Origin of the sequence: Pseudomonas sp. TWR1-1-3 (genome assembly GCF_049896805.1) — a bacterium.
In the GTDB taxonomy this organism is placed as follows: domain Bacteria; phylum Pseudomonadota; class Gammaproteobacteria; order Pseudomonadales; family Pseudomonadaceae; genus Aquipseudomonas; species Aquipseudomonas bubulae.
This window is the reverse complement of the sequence record NZ_JAFCUZ010000001.1, coordinates 194393-212331: the sequence shown is the minus strand read 5'-3', so window position 1 is coordinate 212331 and position 17939 is coordinate 194393. Positions and strand designations below refer to the sequence as shown.

At 57.6% G+C, this 17939-nt stretch carries 23 protein-coding genes, 1 tRNA gene and 2 pseudogenes; 12 read left to right on the top strand and 14 right to left on the bottom strand.

The genetic code is table 11. From position 1 onward, the window contains the following. Positions 1-211: 211 nt before the first annotated feature. From ACP7BE_RS00965 to ACP7BE_RS00945, 5 genes and pseudogenes are all read right to left on the bottom strand, one after another. Positions 212-628 carry a phage tail terminator-like protein gene (locus ACP7BE_RS00965; RefSeq protein WP_095025048.1) on the bottom strand — a complete coding sequence of 139 codons (417 nt, stop codon included), beginning with the start codon at positions 626-628 and terminating at the stop codon, positions 212-214. Further along, positions 625-1222: pseudogene (locus tag ACP7BE_RS00960) on the bottom strand (hypothetical protein). The gene ACP7BE_RS00965 and the pseudogene ACP7BE_RS00960 overlap by 4 nt, the downstream one beginning before the upstream one ends. After that, positions 1219-1587, bottom strand: a complete 369-nt coding sequence (locus ACP7BE_RS00955; protein ID WP_095018790.1) for a hypothetical protein — start codon at positions 1585-1587, stop codon at positions 1219-1221. Before ACP7BE_RS00955 ends, ACP7BE_RS00960 begins: the two are co-directional and overlap by 4 nt. Before the next feature lie 52 nt (positions 1588-1639). Beyond that, positions 1640-1963, bottom strand: a complete 324-nt coding sequence (locus tag ACP7BE_RS00950) for a helix-turn-helix domain-containing protein (protein ID WP_095018789.1) — start codon at positions 1961-1963, stop codon at positions 1640-1642. A 95-nt stretch (positions 1964-2058) separates the two neighbouring features. Then, positions 2059-2427 (bottom strand): annotated as a pseudogene (locus ACP7BE_RS00945) (DnaT-like ssDNA-binding protein); the annotation flags it as partial. A gap of 26 nt (positions 2428-2453) precedes the next feature. Between ACP7BE_RS00945 and ACP7BE_RS00940 the strand changes: the two are divergent. Genes ACP7BE_RS00940 through ACP7BE_RS00930 form a run of 3 tightly spaced genes read left to right on the top strand, consistent with a single transcriptional unit; the run spans position 2454 to position 4088 of the window. Then, positions 2454-2684, top strand: coding sequence for a hypothetical protein (locus ACP7BE_RS00940; protein WP_426104302.1), 231 nt, complete (start codon positions 2454-2456; stop codon positions 2682-2684). 35 nt (positions 2685-2719) lie between these two features. Continuing rightward, positions 2720-3064 carry a hypothetical protein gene (locus tag ACP7BE_RS00935; RefSeq protein WP_426104300.1) on the top strand — a complete coding sequence of 115 codons (345 nt, stop codon included), beginning with the start codon at positions 2720-2722 and terminating at the stop codon, positions 3062-3064. After that, positions 2952-4088: a tyrosine-type recombinase/integrase gene (locus ACP7BE_RS00930; RefSeq protein WP_426104298.1), complete on the top strand. Its 1137-nt coding sequence runs from the start codon at positions 2952-2954 to the stop codon at positions 4086-4088. Before ACP7BE_RS00935 ends, ACP7BE_RS00930 begins: the two co-directional genes overlap by 113 nt. 109 nt (positions 4089-4197) lie before the next feature. Here ACP7BE_RS00930 and ACP7BE_RS00925 read toward each other — a convergent pair. Continuing rightward, a tRNA-Val gene (locus tag ACP7BE_RS00925) sits at positions 4198-4274 on the bottom strand. Positions 4275-4458: 184 nt separating this feature from the next. Here ACP7BE_RS00925 and ACP7BE_RS00920 point away from each other — a divergent pair. Beyond that, positions 4459-5742, top strand: a complete 1284-nt coding sequence (locus ACP7BE_RS00920; protein WP_095002292.1) for an NAD(P)/FAD-dependent oxidoreductase — start codon at positions 4459-4461, stop codon at positions 5740-5742. Between the two features lie 119 nt (positions 5743-5861). Here the strand turns inward: ACP7BE_RS00920 and ACP7BE_RS00915 are convergent, their stop codons facing one another. Next, positions 5862-6539, bottom strand: a complete 678-nt coding sequence (locus tag ACP7BE_RS00915) for a peptidase C39 family protein (RefSeq protein WP_426104296.1) — start codon at positions 6537-6539, stop codon at positions 5862-5864. Between the two features lie 224 nt (positions 6540-6763). Here ACP7BE_RS00915 and ACP7BE_RS00910 point away from each other — a divergent pair, with 224 nt between their 5' ends. Then, positions 6764-6931, top strand: coding sequence for a hypothetical protein (locus ACP7BE_RS00910; protein WP_165446485.1), 168 nt, complete (start codon positions 6764-6766; stop codon positions 6929-6931). A 60-nt stretch (positions 6932-6991) separates the two neighbouring features. Here ACP7BE_RS00910 and ACP7BE_RS00905 read toward each other — a convergent pair whose 3' ends face one another. Both ACP7BE_RS00905 and ACP7BE_RS00900 read right to left on the bottom strand, forming a co-directional pair. After that, entirely contained in the window at positions 6992-7747 is a 756-nt protein-coding gene (locus ACP7BE_RS00905) for a TerC family protein (protein ID WP_095002290.1), read from the bottom strand. 30 nt (positions 7748-7777) lie between these two features. Next, on the bottom strand, positions 7778-8017 hold the full coding sequence (locus tag ACP7BE_RS00900; RefSeq protein WP_095002448.1) for a hypothetical protein: 240 nt from the start codon (positions 8015-8017) through the stop codon (positions 7778-7780). 135 nt (positions 8018-8152) lie between these two features. Here ACP7BE_RS00900 and nhaR point away from each other — a divergent pair, with 135 nt between their 5' ends. Continuing rightward, positions 8153-9052 (top strand): transcriptional activator NhaR, encoded by a 900-nt coding sequence (gene nhaR, locus ACP7BE_RS00895; RefSeq protein WP_095002289.1) that lies wholly within the window; start codon positions 8153-8155, stop codon positions 9050-9052. Here the strand turns inward: nhaR and ACP7BE_RS00890 are convergent. Next, entirely contained in the window at positions 9039-10202 is a 1164-nt protein-coding gene (locus ACP7BE_RS00890) for an MFS transporter (RefSeq protein WP_095024555.1), read from the bottom strand. The genes nhaR and ACP7BE_RS00890 overlap by 14 nt on opposite strands. 280 nt (positions 10203-10482) lie before the next feature. On the opposite strand from ACP7BE_RS00890, the gene sstT reads away from it, so the two are divergent. Further along, a complete protein-coding gene (sstT, locus tag ACP7BE_RS00885; RefSeq protein WP_095002287.1) occupies positions 10483-11715 on the top strand; it encodes a serine/threonine transporter SstT in 1233 nt (410 codons plus the stop codon). Between the two features lie 316 nt (positions 11716-12031). Here sstT and ACP7BE_RS00880 read toward each other — a convergent pair whose 3' ends face one another. Beyond that, positions 12032-12541, bottom strand: coding sequence for a DUF1993 domain-containing protein (locus ACP7BE_RS00880; protein WP_016780360.1), 510 nt, complete (start codon positions 12539-12541; stop codon positions 12032-12034). A 110-nt stretch (positions 12542-12651) separates the two neighbouring features. On the opposite strand from ACP7BE_RS00880, the gene ACP7BE_RS00875 reads away from it, so the two are divergent. Beyond that, complete coding sequence (locus tag ACP7BE_RS00875; RefSeq protein ID WP_095002447.1) at positions 12652-13959, top strand: MFS transporter; 1308 nt, start codon at positions 12652-12654, stop codon at positions 13957-13959. A gap of 107 nt (positions 13960-14066) precedes the next feature. After that, complete coding sequence (locus tag ACP7BE_RS00870) at positions 14067-14738, top strand: YceH family protein (RefSeq protein WP_426104292.1); 672 nt, start codon at positions 14067-14069, stop codon at positions 14736-14738. 39 nt (positions 14739-14777) lie between these two features. Here ACP7BE_RS00870 and ACP7BE_RS00865 read toward each other — a convergent pair whose 3' ends face one another. Next, positions 14778-15596 (bottom strand): shikimate 5-dehydrogenase, encoded by an 819-nt coding sequence (locus tag ACP7BE_RS00865; RefSeq protein WP_095021191.1) that lies wholly within the window; start codon positions 15594-15596, stop codon positions 14778-14780. Positions 15597-15827: 231 nt separating this feature from the next. Here ACP7BE_RS00865 and ACP7BE_RS00860 point away from each other — a divergent pair, with 231 nt between their 5' ends. The 3 genes from ACP7BE_RS00860 (at position 15828) to ACP7BE_RS00850 (ending at position 16818) form a co-directional block, all read left to right on the top strand. Continuing rightward, on the top strand, positions 15828-16178 hold the full coding sequence (locus tag ACP7BE_RS00860; protein WP_095002284.1) for a hypothetical protein: 351 nt from the start codon (positions 15828-15830) through the stop codon (positions 16176-16178). Positions 16179-16334: 156 nt separating this feature from the next. Beyond that, positions 16335-16529 carry a hypothetical protein gene (locus tag ACP7BE_RS00855; protein ID WP_016780355.1) on the top strand — a complete coding sequence of 65 codons (195 nt, stop codon included), beginning with the start codon at positions 16335-16337 and terminating at the stop codon, positions 16527-16529. A gap of 94 nt (positions 16530-16623) precedes the next feature. Further along, positions 16624-16818, top strand: a complete 195-nt coding sequence (locus ACP7BE_RS00850; RefSeq protein WP_095002283.1) for a hypothetical protein — start codon at positions 16624-16626, stop codon at positions 16816-16818. On the opposite strand, the gene ACP7BE_RS00845 is transcribed toward ACP7BE_RS00850, so the two are convergent. Together ACP7BE_RS00845 and ACP7BE_RS00840 are read right to left on the bottom strand one after the other, a co-directional pair. Beyond that, a complete protein-coding gene (locus ACP7BE_RS00845) occupies positions 16766-17077 on the bottom strand; it encodes an AzlD domain-containing protein (protein WP_095002282.1) in 312 nt (103 codons plus the stop codon). The genes ACP7BE_RS00850 and ACP7BE_RS00845 overlap by 53 nt on opposite strands. Further along, positions 17074-17769 carry an AzlC family ABC transporter permease gene (locus ACP7BE_RS00840; protein WP_426104288.1) on the bottom strand — a complete coding sequence of 232 codons (696 nt, stop codon included), beginning with the start codon at positions 17767-17769 and terminating at the stop codon, positions 17074-17076. Before ACP7BE_RS00840 ends, ACP7BE_RS00845 begins: the two co-directional genes overlap by 4 nt. Positions 17770-17939: the final 170 nt, after the last annotated feature.

Sequence of the window (17939 nt, the reverse complement as noted above, 5' to 3'; positions counted from 1 at the left end):
TTCGCGATAATCACCTCAGTGATTGCACTGCTGTCGGCCTACGCCCAAACCGATCCGAATAGTGCACAAGGTTGGTTGATCGAATCGAGGCTTCTAGCGTCCCTCTGGGTTGACTCTCTGCCCCTGGCGGCGATTCTTGTTCTGATACTGGCCGCGCCTTGGTATTTAGTGAAGTGGTTCAGAAGCCGCCGCGCCAAATCCTAAGTACTGATCAAGTCGTGTCGGCACGGTACGGAAACGACACAGGCAACGCACAGCCGGTGTCCTCTTGTTGCTCGGGACCAGGCTCGACCGGGGTCATCACCAGTACCGTGAAGTCACCCCGGGTTAATCGATCATTGAGGGCAAACAAAGCAGACAGGTCATCTGCCAACCCTTCGCCCGCACCGGAACCCATTCCGGCAGGTGTGACGATGGTGATTTGAAACAGACCGGTATAAACCCGATGCTCGCCAGCGAGGTCGTCGCTCCCCGTGTGAGCAGGTATCAAGAAAGCCCGCAGGTAGGTTTCGCCGTCAGCAGGCTTGAACACCACATTTTGATAGGCAATGCGCAGTACAGGCTTCTGCAGCTTTGCCCAAGCTGCCAGCCGGGCCTCAAACAGTGCGCGAACAATCTTATGGCTCATACCTGGTTCTTCCTGATGGCCTCTTCAACAATCTTTTGAAAGTTGCCCAGGGTGATCCGAACCATACCGCTCGGTGCCTGGGTTGAATGCCCGTACTCCAAGGGGATGGCATAAGGCAGTGAGTTGGTGATGTAAGCCGTCTCCCCTGCATTGAACTCCAGGGCACCATTGACGATACGTGCCATGGAACGGCTACCACCGGGGGTCTACCTGATCCACCGTGGAGGTGTCAGGTGATCCGACACTGAACATCCAGTTGCCGCGAAAGCGCCCGCCCACACAGCCCTGCGGCGCACGTATGCCCATGCCGTCATTGAGCTTTAAGCCGCGCTTGAGATAGCCACGTTTGTCGAAGTTTTGCGGATTTTGGCGCAGGTTTTCGTTGTGTTCCGCGACGGCCTGATTGTACTCGCGACTGATCTTGTTGATCTTCCAGACATCAGGAGTGCCCACAGGTGACATCGTGATAACGCTGTTACCTATGTTGATGATGATGTCGCGCATCGTCATATCAATGGCATCTTTCGCTCGATCCGCGAAGGCCCGGATTTGAGCTGAGAAACTGCTGCTCTTGCCTGCGTAATGATTGCTCATGATCGCACCTGCAATTCATAGAGGATCGGTGTCCCGGCAGGGTTGATCTCTTTGAGCGGAGGAACGATTGACCAGGTGCGGCCTTGAATTGACATCTTGCTCAGCAGGTCAGGCACCCACTCAAGCCCCTGCGCAGCAATCTTGAGCTTCTTGTCGCCTTGCTTGATGAGGCTGTTGTTCTGGAACTCCTGGCCAGTGAAGTCGAGCAGGATGCCTTGGGCAGTTTGCTCAGTGATAATGTCAGGATCTGACGTTCCGGTTTCGGGATCGTACTCGCCGGGAAGGACATTACCGACAAGTATCGACTGGCCGAACTCGGTGATCATCTCCAGAGCCATCATGGCCATTTCGTCATAGAAAGTCATGGTGGCACCTGAGATAGAAAACCCCACTAGATAGCGGTGCTGGGTCAACGAATCAGCTGTAGGAAAGGTTAACTGTGCTGAATCCGCGGCTTTTTAGCTCTTCAAGTATCTGCTCAATAGACGAGTCGGAAAGTGATTCGCCGATTTCCTGCTTTTTCGCTTCTGCCTCAACTTCCTCGTCATCGACCTCAAACAGAGCTTTGTTCAACTCTTGCCAAGTGCCCATCGTAGGCTGAGATTCGCCTCGCTCGTAGCGTCCAGGCATAACATTGGATATGCCTGCAGCATCAGCCAACTCAGTCAATGTGAGCCCTGCATCCTTGCGCGCATTACGTAGAGCCGAGCGAAAATTACTACTTTTTGGATTAGGTAACATGCATCACTCCCTTTTTGAGAGGAGCATACTAAAGCACTAAAAGTAACTTCTACTAGTAACTTTTAGTACTGGCCACTACGAATGCCATCATCTGTTTATACCTTTACAGAAAACAATCCTCGTCGCAGCAGGTAGTCCGCAAACTGCGTCGCACTGGGCCGATCTGGCGCAGCAGGCAATAAACGCTTGCTGGTGTTCGGGATCGTTGCGTACTCACGCGTCACAGCGCCCTCGACACGCTCCAACGTTACGGCGCCTTTGCGTTTCTCGATTGGGTCGATGTCGTCGGCGTGAATTTCGGCCGCCAAGGCCATCTGCCCGTACTGGATACGCGCAGGCAAATAGTTGGCGGCTTTGTTCTCGCCATCCAGATGCACTTCCCGGCGTGGCCAGGACAAAGCTTGTTCGCTGCTGGTCCTGCGCCCCTTCCAGGTCATGCCATCCATCACCAAAGCCGCGCGGCGACCTCCCAACCATCTAAGGACAGTTCATGCCCGCTAAAAATATTGGCGAGCGCATCGACGCCCGCTGCACCCACTGCGGTGCCCGCAACATGCAAATCACCGAAGAATTTATTGGTTCAGGCAGCTACGAGGTGCAGGCCGGCAAGGTCATCGCCGTGACGTCTGCCGACTCGCTTAAAGCCACTGGCCGCCTTTACGGCCATTGCCGCCAGTGCGGCCACGACTGGGTTTTCCGCAAGAACCCGCTCGCCTCTTAAACCTCCAAGCCCGCCACCCGGGAAAGGAATCAGACATGGCAACGATCACTGCCCAGATCACCGCCCGCCTCCCACGCTTGATGGAGGCCAGTGAATACAGAAAACTCCGTTACGCAGGTGGCAAGCCAAGCCTGCAACAACTCAAAAAATGGATAGAGGAAGGCGAAGTGTTGGGAGAGGTAAAAGGCGGAATGTATTTCGTAGACTTGCAGGCCGCAATTATGGGGTCGAGCGATCCGTGCTCGCTCAAATGCTGGAGCTTGGGTAATGGCTTCTCGGCCTCGCACGATCAAAAACCGCAAGCTTCCCCCCAACCTCTACCCCAACGGCAAATACTGGCGGTACCGCAACCCCATCACCGGCCTGATGACCAGTATTAACCGCCCACTGGAGGACGCCATCAAGCTGGCCAGGGCAGCCAATGCAAAGCTGGCCCCTGTGATGGCCGGTGACGGTGAGCTACTCATGATCCTTACAGGCGATCGCCTGCCCACGATGCGCAACCTGGTTGAGCGCTTTGAGGCCGAATGGTTGAAAGATCGCGGGTATGCCGCTCGCACCTTGGTAGAGATCAAGTTCAAGCTGGAGCGCTACCGGCAAGACTTGGGAGATCAATTGATCGGCCAGCTCGACGTACTTGCCGTCGCGGAGTACCTGGAAGGTTTTAGCAACAACGCTTACACCAAACACCGTGGCTTGTTGATCCAGATTTTTGCCTTCGCGGTGGCTAAGGGCTTGGCTGAGCGCAACGTGGCCGAGCTGACACTGATCAAAAAGGAAGCCGAGAAGAAGCGTCAGCGACACACGCTGGCGGGCCTGATGACGATTGTGGACGCGGACACCACACCACTCTGGTTGAAACGCGCCATCCGCTTGGCGCTGGCCAGCCTGCAGCGGCGTGACGATATCGTTTCGTGGCTCAAGTCCGCAGTCGACCTTGAGAACAACACGATCAAGGTTTCGCCCGGCAAGACCCAGGGTTATGACAAACCGGTCCACCTACAGATCAAGATGGGCAAAGCCCTACGAGAGGTTGTGAGCGAATGTCTGCGCTCCCCTGTGGCTTCGCCCTACCTGATTCATTACAGGCCCAAGGCGAGAAGGCGCGAGCACATAGCCGCGAAAGATCACTGGACCTCGGTCACTCCGAACTATCTGAGCAACGAGTTCAGCAAGGCCCGGGATGCGGCGCATGCGTATGACCATATTCCGGCCACCGAACGACCCACCTTTCACGAGATCCGCGCTTTGGGCGCATGGCTATACGAGCAGCAGAATTTCCCGCAGGAATACATCCAGGCGCTGATGGGCCACACGGACGCGAAGATGACCAAACACTATCAGGATGGACACACAGAGAAAGGTATCGAGTACCTGGAGGTGGGGGCTGATTTGGCGTTCTGAGGTGGGGGTTTTGCAAAAGTTTTGCAAAAGTTTTGCAAATCGCAGACAACAAAAAAGGGCCCACCTTTCGGTGAGCCCTTCTAGACCGCCCAGCAGAGCGGATTTTGTTTGGTAGGCGCGATTGGACTCGAACCAACGACCCCCACCATGTCAAGGTGGTGCTCTAACCAACTGAGCTACGTGCCTGCTGTGGGGTCGCATTCTATAGATTTGCGGAGGGGTGTCAACACCTTTTTTGCAGCTAACCCTATGAATAGTCGAATTTTTTATTTTTAACCCGAAAACACTCAGCCGCCAGTGGCTGGCGGGCGGTTTTCAACTCAGGTAGCATCGGCCTCACTCGTAAAAAATATAAAACAGAGGCTGCAGAATGTCGAACACTCCCTATCCCCAGTCCTACTATGCGGCTTCAGCCAATCCAGCCCCTGAGCGCCCTGCCCTGCAGGGCGAGGTGGAAACGGATGTGTGTGTTATCGGCGCCGGCTATACCGGGCTGTCGAGTGCGCTTTTTTTGCTGGAGGCCGGTTTCAAGGTCACGGTCCTGGAAGCAGCGAAGGTGGGGTTCGGTGCTTCCGGACGCAATGGCGGCCAGATCGTTAACAGTTACAGCCGCGATATCGATGTCATCGAACGCACTGTCGGCGCCAAGCAGGCTCAGTTGCTGGGGCAGATGGCCTTTGAAGGCGGCAAGATCATTCGTGAGCGTGTGGCCAAGTATCAGATCCAGTGCGATTTGAAAGACGGCGGCGTGTTTGCCGCCATCACCGCCAAGCAGATGGGCCATCTGGAAGCGCAGAAAAAACTCTGGGAGCGTTTTGGCAATACGTCACTGGAGCTGCTGGATCAGCGCCGGATTCGTGAAGTGGTTGCCTGTGATCAGTATCAGGGCGGGCTGCTGGATATGAGCGGCGGGCATATTCATCCGCTCAATCTGGCGCTGGGTGAGGCCGCGGCTGTCGAGTCTTTGGGCGGCACCATTTATGAGCAGTCTCCCGCTGTTCGCATTGAACGCGGCGCCAATCCTGTGGTGCATACCCCCCAGGGCAAGGTGCGAGCAAAGTTCATTATCGTCGCAGGCAATGCCTATCTGGGCAATCTGGTACCGGAGCTGGCTTCCAAGTCCATGCCCTGCGGTACACAGGTAATCACCACCGAGCCCCTGGGTGATGAGCTGGCCAAGACCCTGTTGCCACAGGACTATTGCGTCGAGGACTGTAACTACTTGCTCGACTACTATCGCCTGTCCGGTGACAAGCGTCTGATTTTCGGGGGCGGCGTGGTGTATGGCGCACGGGACCCTGCCAATATCGAGGCGATTATCCGGCCGAAAATGCTCAAGGCTTTCCCGCAGCTCAAGGATGTGAAAATTGACTATGCATGGACGGGCAATTTCCTGCTGACGCTATCACGCCTCCCTCAGGTCGGCCGTATCGGTGACAACATCTATTACTCCCAAGGTTGCAGCGGCCATGGCGTGACCTATACCCATTTGGCAGGCAAGGTGCTGGCCGAAGCCCTGCGCGGCCAGGCAGAGCGCTTTGATGCGTTTGCCGACCTGCCACACTACCCTTTCCCCGGCGGACAGCTGTTGCGTACACCGCTGACAGCTTTGGGTGCCTGGTACTACAGCTTGCGGGACAAGTTCGGCTTTTAACTCTTGTGGTGGCTATGTGGGAGCGGGCTTGCTCGCGATGGCATCGCCGCAGACTGTCAGGGAAGTCGCGGTGAATTTATCGCGAGCAAGCCCGCTCCCACAGGTATTTTTGCCAAAACTTACCTGTGGGACTCCAGCGTCTTGATCGCTGCTGCACCCGCCTGCTCCTGGCCCGAGCGGGACAGTTCATTGGCAATTTTCAGCCAGCGGGTATTGTCGACGTTGGCCGGCAACTGGGTTGGCGACAGGATCAGCACGGCCCAGCCGCCAGCATCCTTCCACGCCGACTCGAATGTGTTGAAGTCCATCAACCGGCGGCGCTCCATGCCTGCACGCAGCAACACCGTACCTTTGGCGCGGTTGTAGCCCACCAGCATCGCGTAGCGCGGCTCGGACCACAGGGTGCCGTCGCTAAATCGCAGCATCACCGGGTAGCCGGCTGCCACTTGAGTCAGCAACGCAGACAGGGATTTGTCCAGCGGGTACACCATCAGCCCGTAACCCGCCGCAAGCTGCTCGATATTAGATTGCAATGAGGCTTCGGCACCCGGTAACTGCAGCGGTTTGACCAAAAGTCCGGGGGTGATGCGGACTCTTTGCTCACTGAGCATGCCCGCCAATATTTGCGGGGCACCCTGGTTGGCATTGCCGCGGAAAAACGGCACGCCATTGAGCTCTACCCGTTCTGGCAAGCGTCGAAACTCAGGGGGTTCGACACTGGCGCAGCCCACCATCGCTAACGCAAACACCCCCATCAGCCACAGCCGCGCCGATTTTGCCCCTGTCACTGCCCGCATATTGCCTCGCTCTTAATAAACGCCAGACCTCAAAGTCCGCCATGACCGTCAATCATAGGGCGCCAATAATGCGAGGTATAGCCTTAAGCCACAGCCCAATGGCTGATATAGAGCGAATCGATTAGCCCTACACGACCTTCGGTCAATAGACTGCAACATCGCACAGGCTAGACTGTCATCTGCTTAGCGTGTGTTTGAGCCCGTAGGGGGCAAAGGAGGCACTGATGAGCCCGATACTCACTATTTTTCTGCTGATTGCCGGTTGGCTGGCCGTTGCTGGCGCCATGCTCTGGGGCCTGATGCGTATTAGCCGCCATCATCACCCGCAGGTGCAGGCAAAACCGCAAGATATCCCTGAAAAACCGGTAGCTGGTGCAGCAAGCGCACATTGAACCCACAAAAAAGCCGTCCACCCCAAAGAGAGTGGACGGCTTTTTAGCATCAACCTGCGTTTACTTGATCAGCGCAGCCTGACGCCTTTCCCGGATCTGACGCGCCACAATGTTGAGTGTTTCAACCGTGGCCGAGAACGCCATCGCTGCATACACGTAACCTTTAGGCACATGGGCACCGAACCCTTCAGCGATCAAGGTCATGCCGATCATGATCAGGAAGGCCAGGGCCAGCATCACCACGGTCGGGTTGTCGTTGATGAACTTGGCCAGAGGCTCCGAAGCCAGCAACATCACCATCACCGCTACCACCACTGCAATCACCATTATCGGCAAGTGCTCGGTCATGCCCACCGCCGTAATGATGCTGTCGATGGAAAACACCAGGTCAAGCATGAGGATCTGGCCGATGGCAGCGGCAAAGCCCAAGGTGACTTTCGACGACACGCTGTCGGCTTTTTCTTCCACTTGCGGAGTCATGCTGTGGTGGATTTCGCTGGTGGCCTTCCACACCAGAAACAGACCACCGGCAATCAGGATCATGTCCTTCCACGAGAAGGCCTTGCCCAGCACTTCAAATACCGGCGTGGTCAGTTGCACGATGTAGGCAATGGTACCCAGCAAGCCCAGACGCAGGATCAGCGCCATGCCGATACCAATACGGCGTGCCTTGGTGCGGTATTGCTCAGGCAGTTTGTTGGTCAAAATCGAGATAAAGATCAGGTTATCGATACCCAGCACGATTTCCATCACGATCAACGTGGCTAAAGCGACCCAGGCTGCGGGGCTGGCAGCCAGTTGTAAAAGATATTCCATAGGTGTGTTCGGACTCTGCAGTAAGACCAGTTAAATAGCTTTAGATGAATCTTGCTTTTCTTGCTCAGGCTTTTCTTTTTCAATCAGCCCACCGGTGGCTTCGCTGAGCGCTTGCTCCGCAGCCTTGTGAGTGTCATCAATTGCCTGTTTAGCGGATTCAGCGGTTTTGCTCAGCACCTGTTGCGCGGCTTTTTCAGCCTGGTCGCAACCCGCAATCGCCAGCAAACCTGCCGATAACAGTACGGCTACTGCTGCTTTTTTCATGTTCATGGTCATTTCCCTCTCTAAACCGGCGGCCACCAAAGTGGCTTGCGCATAACGCGGGATTCTAGAGAATCTAACACTTCAGGAAAATTCGTATTTTTAAACGCTATACTTCGGTTTTTACGAAGTGTTGCGACGCTGATGCTTAATTACCGCCAATTGCATTACTTCTGGGTCGTGGCCAAGACCGGCAGCATTGTTCGCGCTTGCGAGCAACTGAACCTCACGCCGCAGACGATCAGCGGGCAAATCAGCCTGCTCGAAGATACCTATGGCCTGCCGTTGTTTCGCCGGGTCGGACGCCAACTGGAGCTGACCGAGACCGGACGCCAGGTACTGCCTTATGCCGAGCAGATCTTTCAGGTCGGCAGTGAACTGGAAAGCATGCTGCGCATGGCGCCCAAGGAACAACAGATCTTGTTTCGAGTGGGTGTGGCCGACGTGGTGCCCAAGTCGATTGTGTACCGCCTGATTGCTCCGACCATGGAGCTGGATAAACCGATTCGCATCACCTGTCGCGAAGACAAGCTTGACCGGCTACTCGCGGACCTCGCTATTCAGCGTCTTGATTTGGTAATTTCCGACAGCCCTATGCCTTCGCACCTGGATATCAAGGGTTTCAGTCAAAAACTGGGCGAGTGCGGCATCAGTTTTTTTGCTACTGCGACGCTGGCCCAAGACTATGCCGAAAACTTTCCGCATTGCCTGCAAGGCGCGCCGCTACTCATCCCCGGGCCCGAAACCATGCTGCGCAGCCGCTTGTTGCGCTGGCTGGCCGAGCAGCAGATCCAGCCGCGAATCGTGGGGGAATTTGATGACAGCGCGCTGATGCAGGCTTTTGGTCAGTCGGGGATCGGCGTCTTTATCGCACCCAGCGTGATTGCCCAGGAAGTGATGCGTCAGTTTGATGTTGAATTGATCGGCCACACCGAGGCTGTCACCGAATCCTTCTACGCCATTACCGTGGAGCGCAAGATCCGCCACCCCGGCATCGTTGCGATTACCGAGGGGGCACGCCGCGAGTTGTTTACCCCGCGCTAGCACACACTGGCGGCGCCTTGGCAGTCATCAGCACCAGCGCCAGCAGAATCGATACCAGGATAAACCCGGCGGCAGCAAACCCCAGGTTACCCAGGCCATAGCTATCGATTACCCGCCCCCCCACCATCGCACCCAGGCCGATCCCCAGATTGGCCCCGGCAATGTTCAGCGACGCGGCAAATGCCGGGGCATGGGGGGCAACTTTCATCAGCCGCACATGGCTGACCAGAAACATGGCCGCCTGGGTCACCCCCCATATGCCCATGGCCGCCGCCAGGCCCAGGGTTGAGTGAATGCTCGGCACCAGCGCCACCAGGCCGCCGATCATAAAGGCACAAAACACCATCGAGGCGATCAGCGGATGGCGATCCACCATGCGCCCGCCCAACGAGTTGCCGATCAGGCCTACGGCGCCAAAGCCCATCAGGCACCACCCCACCAGCGTGCCGTCAAAGCCTGCCAGGCGCTCAAGAATATCGGCCAGATAGGTGTAGGCCGTAAACATGCCGCTGAACACCAGAACGGACAACACGATATGGCCAATCATCAATGGGCTGCGCAGCAGGGCAAACTGCGAACTCAGGGTGACGCTTTCTTTCACTGCCCGGGTGACAGGTAAATAGATCCACAGCAACAGCGCCTTGGCCAGGGCGACCACCGCCAGAATACCGAAGGCACTGCGCCAGCCCCAAGCATCCGAGATCAGGGTGCCTACAGGAATGCCAAATACCGTCGCACAAACGATGCCGAACCCGATTTTGGCAATCGCCCGCCCGGCGTAATCCGGGCCTACGATATCCACCGCCGTTTCGCTAGCCAGAGCCCAAAACACCGGCAACCCCAATGCCGGCAGCAGCCGCGCAAAAGCCATCACCCAAATGTTCGGCGCCAGCGCCGCCACGGTGTTGGCGAAGGCGAACATCAGCAAAATCGAGATAAACAGGCGCTTGCGCTGAAAACGCGCAAAGTAGGCGGTCAAAAACGGCCCGAGGGCAGCGACCGTAAAGGCGAACAAAGTCACCAGCAAACCGGCCTGGGGCACGCTGACCTCCAAGTCGCGGGCTATTGAAGGCAGCAGGCCGACGATGACAAATTCGGTGGTGAGCACGGTAAAGCCGGCCGCAGACAGCAGCAGGATGGGCAACAGCATGAATAACTCCAGAGACAACGAGGCCAGCGAAAGCCCGAAAGGCCCGCTGATTTGAAGAAAAGTGGGGGATGAGCAATGGTAACAGAATGCTTCACCTTGAAGCGATGTACCCGAAACAAGTTCAACCACGGATGTGGCAGATTGCCCCTGCGTAGGAAAGCACCTACACGTCTATGATAAAGTTCGTATCCCGCCGACTTGCGTCGATCAGCCTGCCCGTTTGCCGCCGATCGCCCCACAGTTTTTCAATGCGCTACCCAGAACAACTAGAGAAACCTTTATGACTGACGCTCCACCTACCCTGCTGCAAAAGCTCATGCGCACCAGCCTGGTAACCCAGATTGTGATCGGTCTGATTGCAGGTATTTTGCTGGCATGGCTTGCGCCCTCGGCAGCGCTTTCGGTGGCCTTTATCGGCAAGGTGTTCGTCAGCGCCTTGAAAGCCGTTGCGCCGATTCTCGTGTTTGTACTGGTCATGGCCTCGATTGCCAACCACAAGCACGGCCAGGAAACCCATATCCGCCCGATTCTGGTTCTGTACCTGTTCGGCACCTTTGCTGCTGCTGTCGTGGCCGTTATCGCCAGCATGCTGTTCCCGTCGAATCTGGTTCTGGCCACCGAGAACATCGCCATTACCGCCCCCGGGGGTATCAGCGAGGTACTGCAAAGCCTGCTGTTGAGTGTGGTCGACAACCCGGTCAGCGCACTGATGAATGCCAACTTTATCGGCATCCTGGCGTGGGCCATCGGCATGGGCATTGCCATTCGTCATGCCGGCGACACTACCCGCACCGTACTCAATGACCTGTCCAACGGTGTCACCCTGATCGTGCGCGTAGTTATCCGCTTTGCACCGCTGGGCATTTTCGGCCTGGTGGCTGCCACCCTCGCCTCTTCGGGCTTCGGTGCCCTGCTGGGTTATCTGCACCTGCTCACGGTGTTGATTGGCTGCATGCTGTTTGTGGCGCTGGTGGTCAACCCGCTGATCGTGTTCTGGAAGTTGCGTCGCAACCCGTACCCGCTGGTATTTCTGTGCCTGCGCGAAAGCGGGATTACCGCGTTTTTCACCCGCAGTTCGGCGGCCAACATTCCGGTGAACATGGCGTTGAGCGAGCGTCTGGGCCTGCATGAAGACACCTACTCGGTGTCCATCCCGCTGGGGGCCACCATCAATATGGCGGGCGCGGCGATTACCATCACCGTGTTGAGCCTGGCTGCCGTGCATACACTGGGGATTGCGGTCGATATTCCGACGGCTATTTTGCTGAGTGTGGTTGCAGCCATTTGCGCCTGCGGCGCATCGGGTGTGGCGGGCGGTTCGCTGCTGTTGATTCCGTTGGCGTGCAGCCTGTTCGGCATCCCGAGCGAGATTGCCATGCAGGTGGTGGCCGTGGGCTTCATTATCGGCATCCTGCAGGACTCGGCGGAAACCGCGCTCAACTCCTCCACCGACGTACTCTTTACTGCGGCGGCCTGTATGGCCCAGGAAGACAAGCCCCTGCAACAGGGCTGAGGCCATGTGGGCGGGCAAGCCTGCGATGCTTACAACTCGGTCTGTCTAAATAACCGGGGCGCTGCCATCGCGAGCAAGCCCGCTCCCACAGTGGATCAGGCCAGCACCTGGCGTTGAGGGTGCCAATGAACCTGTGGGAGCTGGCTTGCCTGCGATGCTTGCAACTCGGTCTGTCTAAATAACCGGGGCGCTGCCACACTGGATCAGGCCAGCACCTGACGCTGAGGGTGCCAATGAACCTGTGGGAGCTCGCTTGCCTGCGATGCTTGCAACCCGGTAGGTCTGAATGACCAAGGCGCTGACACAGTGCGCTTGATTAGAACGCGCCCATGTAGTCACGCTTGCCGATCTCAACACCATTGTGGCGCAGGATCGCGTAAGCCGTGGTCACATGGAAGAAGAACTGCGGCAGGCCGTAGGTCAGCAGGTAAGCCTGGCCCGTGAAGCGTTTTTCTTTAGGCGTGCCCTGACGGGTGATGATTTCGATGCCTTCCTTGCCATCGATTTGCTCAGGCTTGATCCCGTCGACAAACGCCAGCACTTTGCTGATCAAGGCTTGCAGGTCGGCAAAGGTCACTTCGCTGTCGTCGTACTTCGGCAATTCGATTTCAGCCAGACGGCCCGAAACACCCTTGGTGAAATCAACGGCGATTTGCACCTGACGCACCAGCGGGAACATGTCCGGGGCCAGGCGCGCCTGCAAAAACACGCTCGGGTCGATGTTCTTGGCCGTTGCGTGAGCTTCAGCCTTGGCCAGCACACCGCTCAGGGCGTTGAGCATTTGTTTGAACACTGGAACGGAAGCGGCGTACAGAGAGATAGTCATGGAAGTCTCGACAGTCTGTGGGCAGGAATGCAATGTGCGCCGATTATAGACACGCCAGCGCTCATCTGGTGTATGAAGATCAACCCCAAGCTCAGCCCCTGGACACCCATATGCCCTCCGCTCATCCCTCTACAGCTCCAGCAGCGGACCCGACCCAGGCGCTCTATCGCAAAATCACCCGCAAACTCATTCCCTTTCTCTGCTTCTGTTATCTGGCCGCTTATCTGGACCGGATCAATATCGGCTTCGCTAAATTGCAGATGCTAGGTGACCTGCAGTTCAGCGAAACGGCATTTGGCCTGGGGGCGGGGCTGTTTTTTGTCGGCTATATCCTGTTCGAGGTACCCAGCAATCTGCTTCTGGAGAAAGTCGGCGCCAGGGTCTGGATAGCCCGGATCATGATCAGCTGGGGCCTGCTTTCGGCCTGCACCCTGCTGGTCACCACGCCTGCCCAGTTCTATGTTGTACGCTTTCTGCTGGGGGTGGCCGAAGCCGGTTTTCTGCCCGGGGTGCTGTATTACCTGACCACCTGGTTCCCGACCCAGCGACGGGGCCGCATCATTGCCCTGTTTATGATCGGCATGCCGCTGTCCAGTGTCGTTGGCGGGCCACTGTCGGGCTGGATCATGGTCGCCTTCGACAATACGGCGGGGCTGCGCGGCTGGCAGTGGCTGTTTGTGCTTGAGGCGATCCCCAGCGTACTGCTGGGCATCCTGACCTTTTGGGTTCTGCCAGACAGCCATCACACGGCAAAATGGCTGAACGCCGACGAAAAAGCGTTACTGGAACAGCAACTGCACCAGGACAACGCCGAAGGCCAGAACAGCAAGCACAGTTTTCGCGACGGGTTCTTTAACCTCAAGATCTGGATGCTGGGGGGTATCGACTTCTCCATCCTGCTTAGCGCCTACGCAATGGCATTCTGGATGCCGACGTTTATCCGTAACGCCGGTGTGGCCGACAACTTCCATATTGGCCTGCTCACCGCCCTGCCCAGCGTTGCAGCCCTGATCGGCATGCTGATGATTGGCGCCAGCAGCGACCACCATCGAGAACGCCGCTGGCATATCATTGTGCCCTTTGTGATTGGCGCGGCCGCGATGGCAGCCAGCACTTTTTTCAGCGACAACCTGCTTGTGATCGTTTTGCTGTTTGCCATTGCCTCGGCCGCCATCATTGGCGCCGTACCGGTGTTTTTCAGCTTGCCGGCCACCTTTCTCAAGGGCCGTGCTGCCGCTACCGGCTTCGCCCTCGCGTGTTCGCTGGCCAATATCGCAGGGCTGGTGAGCAATTCCCTGATGGGTATCGCCATCGACGTAACGGGCAGCAGTTCCGGCGCTTTGTGGTTCTTCGCCAGTTGCCTGCTAGTGAGCTGCCTGCTGGTGATCGCGCTGCCTGCCAAAGTGGTTAACCGCTGACACGCAAAAAGACTCTCTGCCACAGACGGGGCGACATGCCAGTCGCTCTACCGCGCAAAAAACACCACAATGGTCGCTGGCAACGGTTACTCAAATTGGAGATGAAAATGGACGTTCCCGCTGATCAGTTCTCAGAACAGGTACCAAACGATGCTGACGCAGGACCTCTGCTCAACAGTACCGAGATCCGTATTCTCGGCTCCCTTATCGAGAAACAGGCCACCAACCCGGAAACCTACCCGCTGACGCTCAATGCCCTGGTGCTGGCGTGCAACCAGAAAACCAGCCGCGAGCCGGTGCTCAACCTGACCCAGGGCCAGGTCGGGCAAAGCCTGCGCGCCCTCGAAGGGCGTGGCTTTACCCGCCTGGTGATGGGCAGCCGCGCTGATCGCTGGGAACACAAGGTCGACAAGGCGCTGGAGCTGGTGCCTGCGCAAGTGGTGTTGCTGGGCCTGCTGTTCCTGCGCGGTCCGCAAACCCTCAACGAGTTGCTGACCCGCAGTTCGCGCATGCACGACTTTGAAGACACCGAACAGGTCCAGCATCAGCTGGAACGCCTGATTGCCCGCGACCTGGCCCTGCTGGTACCGCGTCAGAGCGGCCAGCGAGAAGACCGTTACATGCACGCCCTGGGCGACCCGGCCGATATCGATACCATCATGACTGCACGCCAGCAACCTGCAGAACGCTCAAGCGCGCAGGCAGTCTCGATAGAGCGTTTCGAAGCCCTTGAGGCGCGCATTGCAGCGCTCGAAGCCCGTCTGGCAGAGCTGGAGTAAAAGCGTTTTGGGGGCGAGCTCACTCGCCCCCAATCGCCATCAGCTGCGCGCGAATGCCACGGCCGCCTGGAACTGCTCGGCGGTGGGCCGCACACCGGTGTACAGCACAAACTGCTCCAGGGCCTGAATGGCAATAACCTCAAGCCCGGTGATGACCTGCTTGCCCTGGGCCCGACCGCGCACGATCAGGGGTGTTTCAACCGGGATCGCCACCACGTCGAAGATAATATCCGCACGATCAATGGCATCTGCCTCGAAAGCCAGATCATCGGCCTCGGCCCCGCCCGCCATGCCGACAGGTGTAACATTGATCAGCATGTGCGGCCTGCGCTCGCCCAGCTCAGGCTGCCATTCATAACCGCAACTTGCCGCCAGCGCCGCCCCTGTTGCCTCGTTGCGCGCAACGATCAGGCCATTGCGATAACCGCCATCGCGCAGGGCCGATGCCACCGCCTTGGCCATGCCGCCACTGCCGCGCAGGGCAAAGGTCGTGTCTTTGGGTACTTTATGGCTGTCCAGCAGTTGGGCAATGGCTATGTAGTCGGTGTTATAGGCCTTGAGGTGGCCGTCGGTGTTGACGATGGTGTTGATCGAGGCAATGGCCCGGGCTGACGTGTCCAGTTCGTCCACCAGCTCGATGCAGGCCTCCTTGAACGGCATCGACACGCCGCAACCACGAATGCCCAATGCCCGGATACCGGTCACTGCGCCCGCCAGATCCTTGCTGCTGAAGGCCTTGTAGTAAAAGTTCAAGCCCAGTTGTTCGTATAGATGATTATGAAAACGCAGCCCGAAATTACCCGGTCGACCCGACAACGATATGCACAGTCGTGTGTCTTTGTCCGGATTCATTTGCATGCTCATCTCCTTGCTGAATGCTTTTAGATGGACGGCACAAGCCGTACCGGGAGTTTTGTTGGATCATAGTGGAGCGCCAACGCTGAATCGTCTCAGCGCCCGCAGACCTTACACAAAATTTACCCGGACGCTTCGCAGTTTTTAAAATAAATACGGTCTTAATGTTATCCCCGGGTTTAACTGCGGTCTGGTGCAGGCCGAATCGTCGGGGCGGGAATTCGAGGAATCGTCATGATGCGTAGCATCCCCAAAATCGCTTTGCTTATCGGCACCCTGGCTGTTGCAGGGCAGGCATCGGCCCATGGTGGCTGGGGCCCCGGGCCTGCAATTTTTGGCGCGGTGGTGGGTGCCGCGGTGGTTGGCTCGGTTATCGCTGGCCACGAACAGCGCCCGGTGTATGTGCAGCAACCGGTGTATGTGCAGCCACAGCCGGTTTACGTACAGGCCCCACCTGTTTATTACCAACCGCAACCGGTGTATGTCCAGCCGCCCCAGCCCGTTTACTATCAGGGCTACTACGGTCGACCGCAACCGGTGTACTACGGTCCGCCACGGGGTTACTACGGCCCGCCGCGCTGGTAACCGGTGCTGGCAGCCGGCAGGCTTGGACAGCTGCCGGCAGGTCCGGATAGATCATGTGAATGTCGCGGACAAGACACCGTAACGCCCCGGACTGCGGCATCATGCAGCTTGGCTGGCGCAACAATCGGCACATTCATAAAAACAAGGACGACCTTTATGCCTACACAAAACCCGCACCATATCGTCGGGCTCTGCACCTCCAGCAAGGTGTACAACACTCTGACCGAGCTCAAGCAGCTCGAAGGTCACCGCACCGCCAAACTGCTCTCCCTGCTGACCCAGCACCTGGTTCGCGAAGGGCTGCTGAGTGATCAGGAAGTGATGCACATGCTCGATCAGGTGGTTGACTGACACCTCATCGACATCAATGACCACTATCACGCGCAATGATTTCTTGCGCAGCGGCACAGCCCGTAAGGTAGCGCCATTGTTGAAGGAGGTCTGTATGCCCAAGATTCATGTCATGTCGGTGATCGGCAGTGCCGTTCCCGCCCCGCTGCGTGCCGACGGCCTGCTGGCATGCTGGTATGTGGTCAGTGACGGCGTTGCCGTCAGCGGCCCGTTTACCTCGCGCGCCGCCGCCCAGCTCAAAGCCACCAGCGAAACAGATAAAACAGCGCCACACTCAACGCGACACTGAGCAGCACATTGCGGCTCCACAGCATCAGCCCGATGGCGCACAACCCGGCCAGCAGGTAGGGGTTGGCCAGGCTCAGATCCAACTGATGGTCCTTGACGAAAATGATCGGCCCGCAAATCGCCGTCAGCATCCCCGGTACGGCAAAGCCCAAAAACTCCTTCACCCCGCGATTCAGGCGAATCGGCAAGCGTGGCTCCAGAAACAGGTAGCGGTTGAAAAACAGGATCAGCGTCATCCCGCCAATAATTGCCCAGATCATGCCCAGTACCCTCCCAGCCGCTTGCAGGCATAGCCCGCGACCATACCCGCCAACCCGGCCAGCACAATCGCCGACTCCCACTGCCAGTGACTGAACACCACCACCGTGAACAAAGAGACCGCCACGCAGACCACGGTCGGGGTATTGCGCACCACCGGGGTAATCAGTGCGATAAAGGTGGCCGCGATCGAGAACTCCAGCCCTAGCTGATCCAGCCCCGGGATGCTCTTGCCCAGCACCACGCCCAGCAGGGTGAAAATATTCCAGCCCACATACATGCACAGCCCCACACCCAGGGCATACCAGCGATTGAAGGTGTTCTGGTCGAAGGGGCTGACCAGGGCAAAGAACTCATCGGTGAGCAAAAAGCCCAGCCCGAAGCGCCATTTGGGCTCGAGCGGCGCCACCAGTGGGCGCAAGTGCATGGCATAGAGCAAGTGTTGCGAAGTCAGCAGCAAGGTGGTGACCAGAATCGAAATCGCACTGGCACCGCCCTTGATCATGCCAATGGCAACCAGTTGCGCCGCACCGGCAAACACAAACAGTGACAGCCCCTGGCTTTGCGCGGAGGTCAGCTGGGCATCGATTGCGGTGGAACCGGCCAGCAGCCCCCAGGGGGCACACGCCAGGGTCAGCGGCAGGCAGGCAATTGCGCCGCGCATAAACGCGGTTCGAGCAAGGGCATCAGGCATCAAAAACATTCCGGCAGTAAGCAGCGGCAAAGGGTCGCAACATCAAGGTAAAAAGTCTTGAACGATCTTGCTCTGCTGCCCTCATAACTTGACGCGGCCCGCGTGAAAACAGCCCGCCGCGTTTGACGAGAGAGCAAACCTGGTCTTTAGTCAGCCGCATTCAAGAGACG

What these genes read in the sequence shown, in the direction of transcription:
- ACP7BE_RS00870 (WP_426104292.1), top strand. Translation starts at nt 14,067, where the DNA reads ATGGACGTTCCCGCTGATCAGTTCTCAGAACAGGTACCAAACGATGCT.
- ACP7BE_RS00955 (WP_095018790.1), bottom strand. Translation starts at nt 1,587, where the DNA reads ATGACTTTCTATGACGAAATGGCCATGATGGCTCTGGAGATGATCACC.
- ACP7BE_RS00930 (WP_426104298.1), top strand. Translation starts at nt 2,952, where the DNA reads ATGGCTTCTCGGCCTCGCACGATCAAAAACCGCAAGCTTCCCCCCAAC.
- ACP7BE_RS00840 (WP_426104288.1), bottom strand. Translation starts at nt 17,769, where the DNA reads ATGCCTGATGCCCTTGCTCGAACCGCGTTTATGCGCGGCGCAATTGCC.
- ACP7BE_RS00855 (WP_016780355.1), top strand. Translation starts at nt 16,335, where the DNA reads ATGCCTACACAAAACCCGCACCATATCGTCGGGCTCTGCACCTCCAGC.
- ACP7BE_RS00900 (WP_095002448.1), bottom strand. Translation starts at nt 8,017, where the DNA reads ATGAACATGAAAAAAGCAGCAGTAGCCGTACTGTTATCGGCAGGTTTG.
- ACP7BE_RS00845 (WP_095002282.1), bottom strand. Translation starts at nt 17,077, where the DNA reads ATGATCTGGGCAATTATTGGCGGGATGACGCTGATCCTGTTTTTCAAC.
- ACP7BE_RS00875 (WP_095002447.1), top strand. Translation starts at nt 12,652, where the DNA reads ATGCCCTCCGCTCATCCCTCTACAGCTCCAGCAGCGGACCCGACCCAG.
- ACP7BE_RS00880 (WP_016780360.1), bottom strand. Translation starts at nt 12,541, where the DNA reads ATGACTATCTCTCTGTACGCCGCTTCCGTTCCAGTGTTCAAACAAATG.
- ACP7BE_RS00950 (WP_095018789.1), bottom strand. Translation starts at nt 1,963, where the DNA reads ATGTTACCTAATCCAAAAAGTAGTAATTTTCGCTCGGCTCTACGTAAT.
- ACP7BE_RS00920 (WP_095002292.1), top strand. Translation starts at nt 4,459, where the DNA reads ATGTCGAACACTCCCTATCCCCAGTCCTACTATGCGGCTTCAGCCAAT.
- nhaR (WP_095002289.1), top strand. Translation starts at nt 8,153, where the DNA reads ATGCTTAATTACCGCCAATTGCATTACTTCTGGGTCGTGGCCAAGACC.
- ACP7BE_RS00965 (WP_095025048.1), bottom strand. Translation starts at nt 628, where the DNA reads ATGAGCCATAAGATTGTTCGCGCACTGTTTGAGGCCCGGCTGGCAGCT.
- ACP7BE_RS00860 (WP_095002284.1), top strand. Translation starts at nt 15,828, where the DNA reads ATGATGCGTAGCATCCCCAAAATCGCTTTGCTTATCGGCACCCTGGCT.
- ACP7BE_RS00910 (WP_165446485.1), top strand. Translation starts at nt 6,764, where the DNA reads ATGAGCCCGATACTCACTATTTTTCTGCTGATTGCCGGTTGGCTGGCC.
- ACP7BE_RS00935 (WP_426104300.1), top strand. Translation starts at nt 2,720, where the DNA reads ATGGCAACGATCACTGCCCAGATCACCGCCCGCCTCCCACGCTTGATG.
- ACP7BE_RS00940 (WP_426104302.1), top strand. Translation starts at nt 2,454, where the DNA reads ATGCCCGCTAAAAATATTGGCGAGCGCATCGACGCCCGCTGCACCCAC.
- ACP7BE_RS00905 (WP_095002290.1), bottom strand. Translation starts at nt 7,747, where the DNA reads ATGGAATATCTTTTACAACTGGCTGCCAGCCCCGCAGCCTGGGTCGCT.
- sstT (WP_095002287.1), top strand. Translation starts at nt 10,483, where the DNA reads ATGACTGACGCTCCACCTACCCTGCTGCAAAAGCTCATGCGCACCAGC.
- ACP7BE_RS00850 (WP_095002283.1), top strand. Translation starts at nt 16,624, where the DNA reads ATGCCCAAGATTCATGTCATGTCGGTGATCGGCAGTGCCGTTCCCGCC.
- ACP7BE_RS00915 (WP_426104296.1), bottom strand. Translation starts at nt 6,539, where the DNA reads ATGCGGGCAGTGACAGGGGCAAAATCGGCGCGGCTGTGGCTGATGGGG.
- ACP7BE_RS00865 (WP_095021191.1), bottom strand. Translation starts at nt 15,596, where the DNA reads ATGCAAATGAATCCGGACAAAGACACACGACTGTGCATATCGTTGTCG.
- ACP7BE_RS00890 (WP_095024555.1), bottom strand. Translation starts at nt 10,202, where the DNA reads ATGCTGTTGCCCATCCTGCTGCTGTCTGCGGCCGGCTTTACCGTGCTC.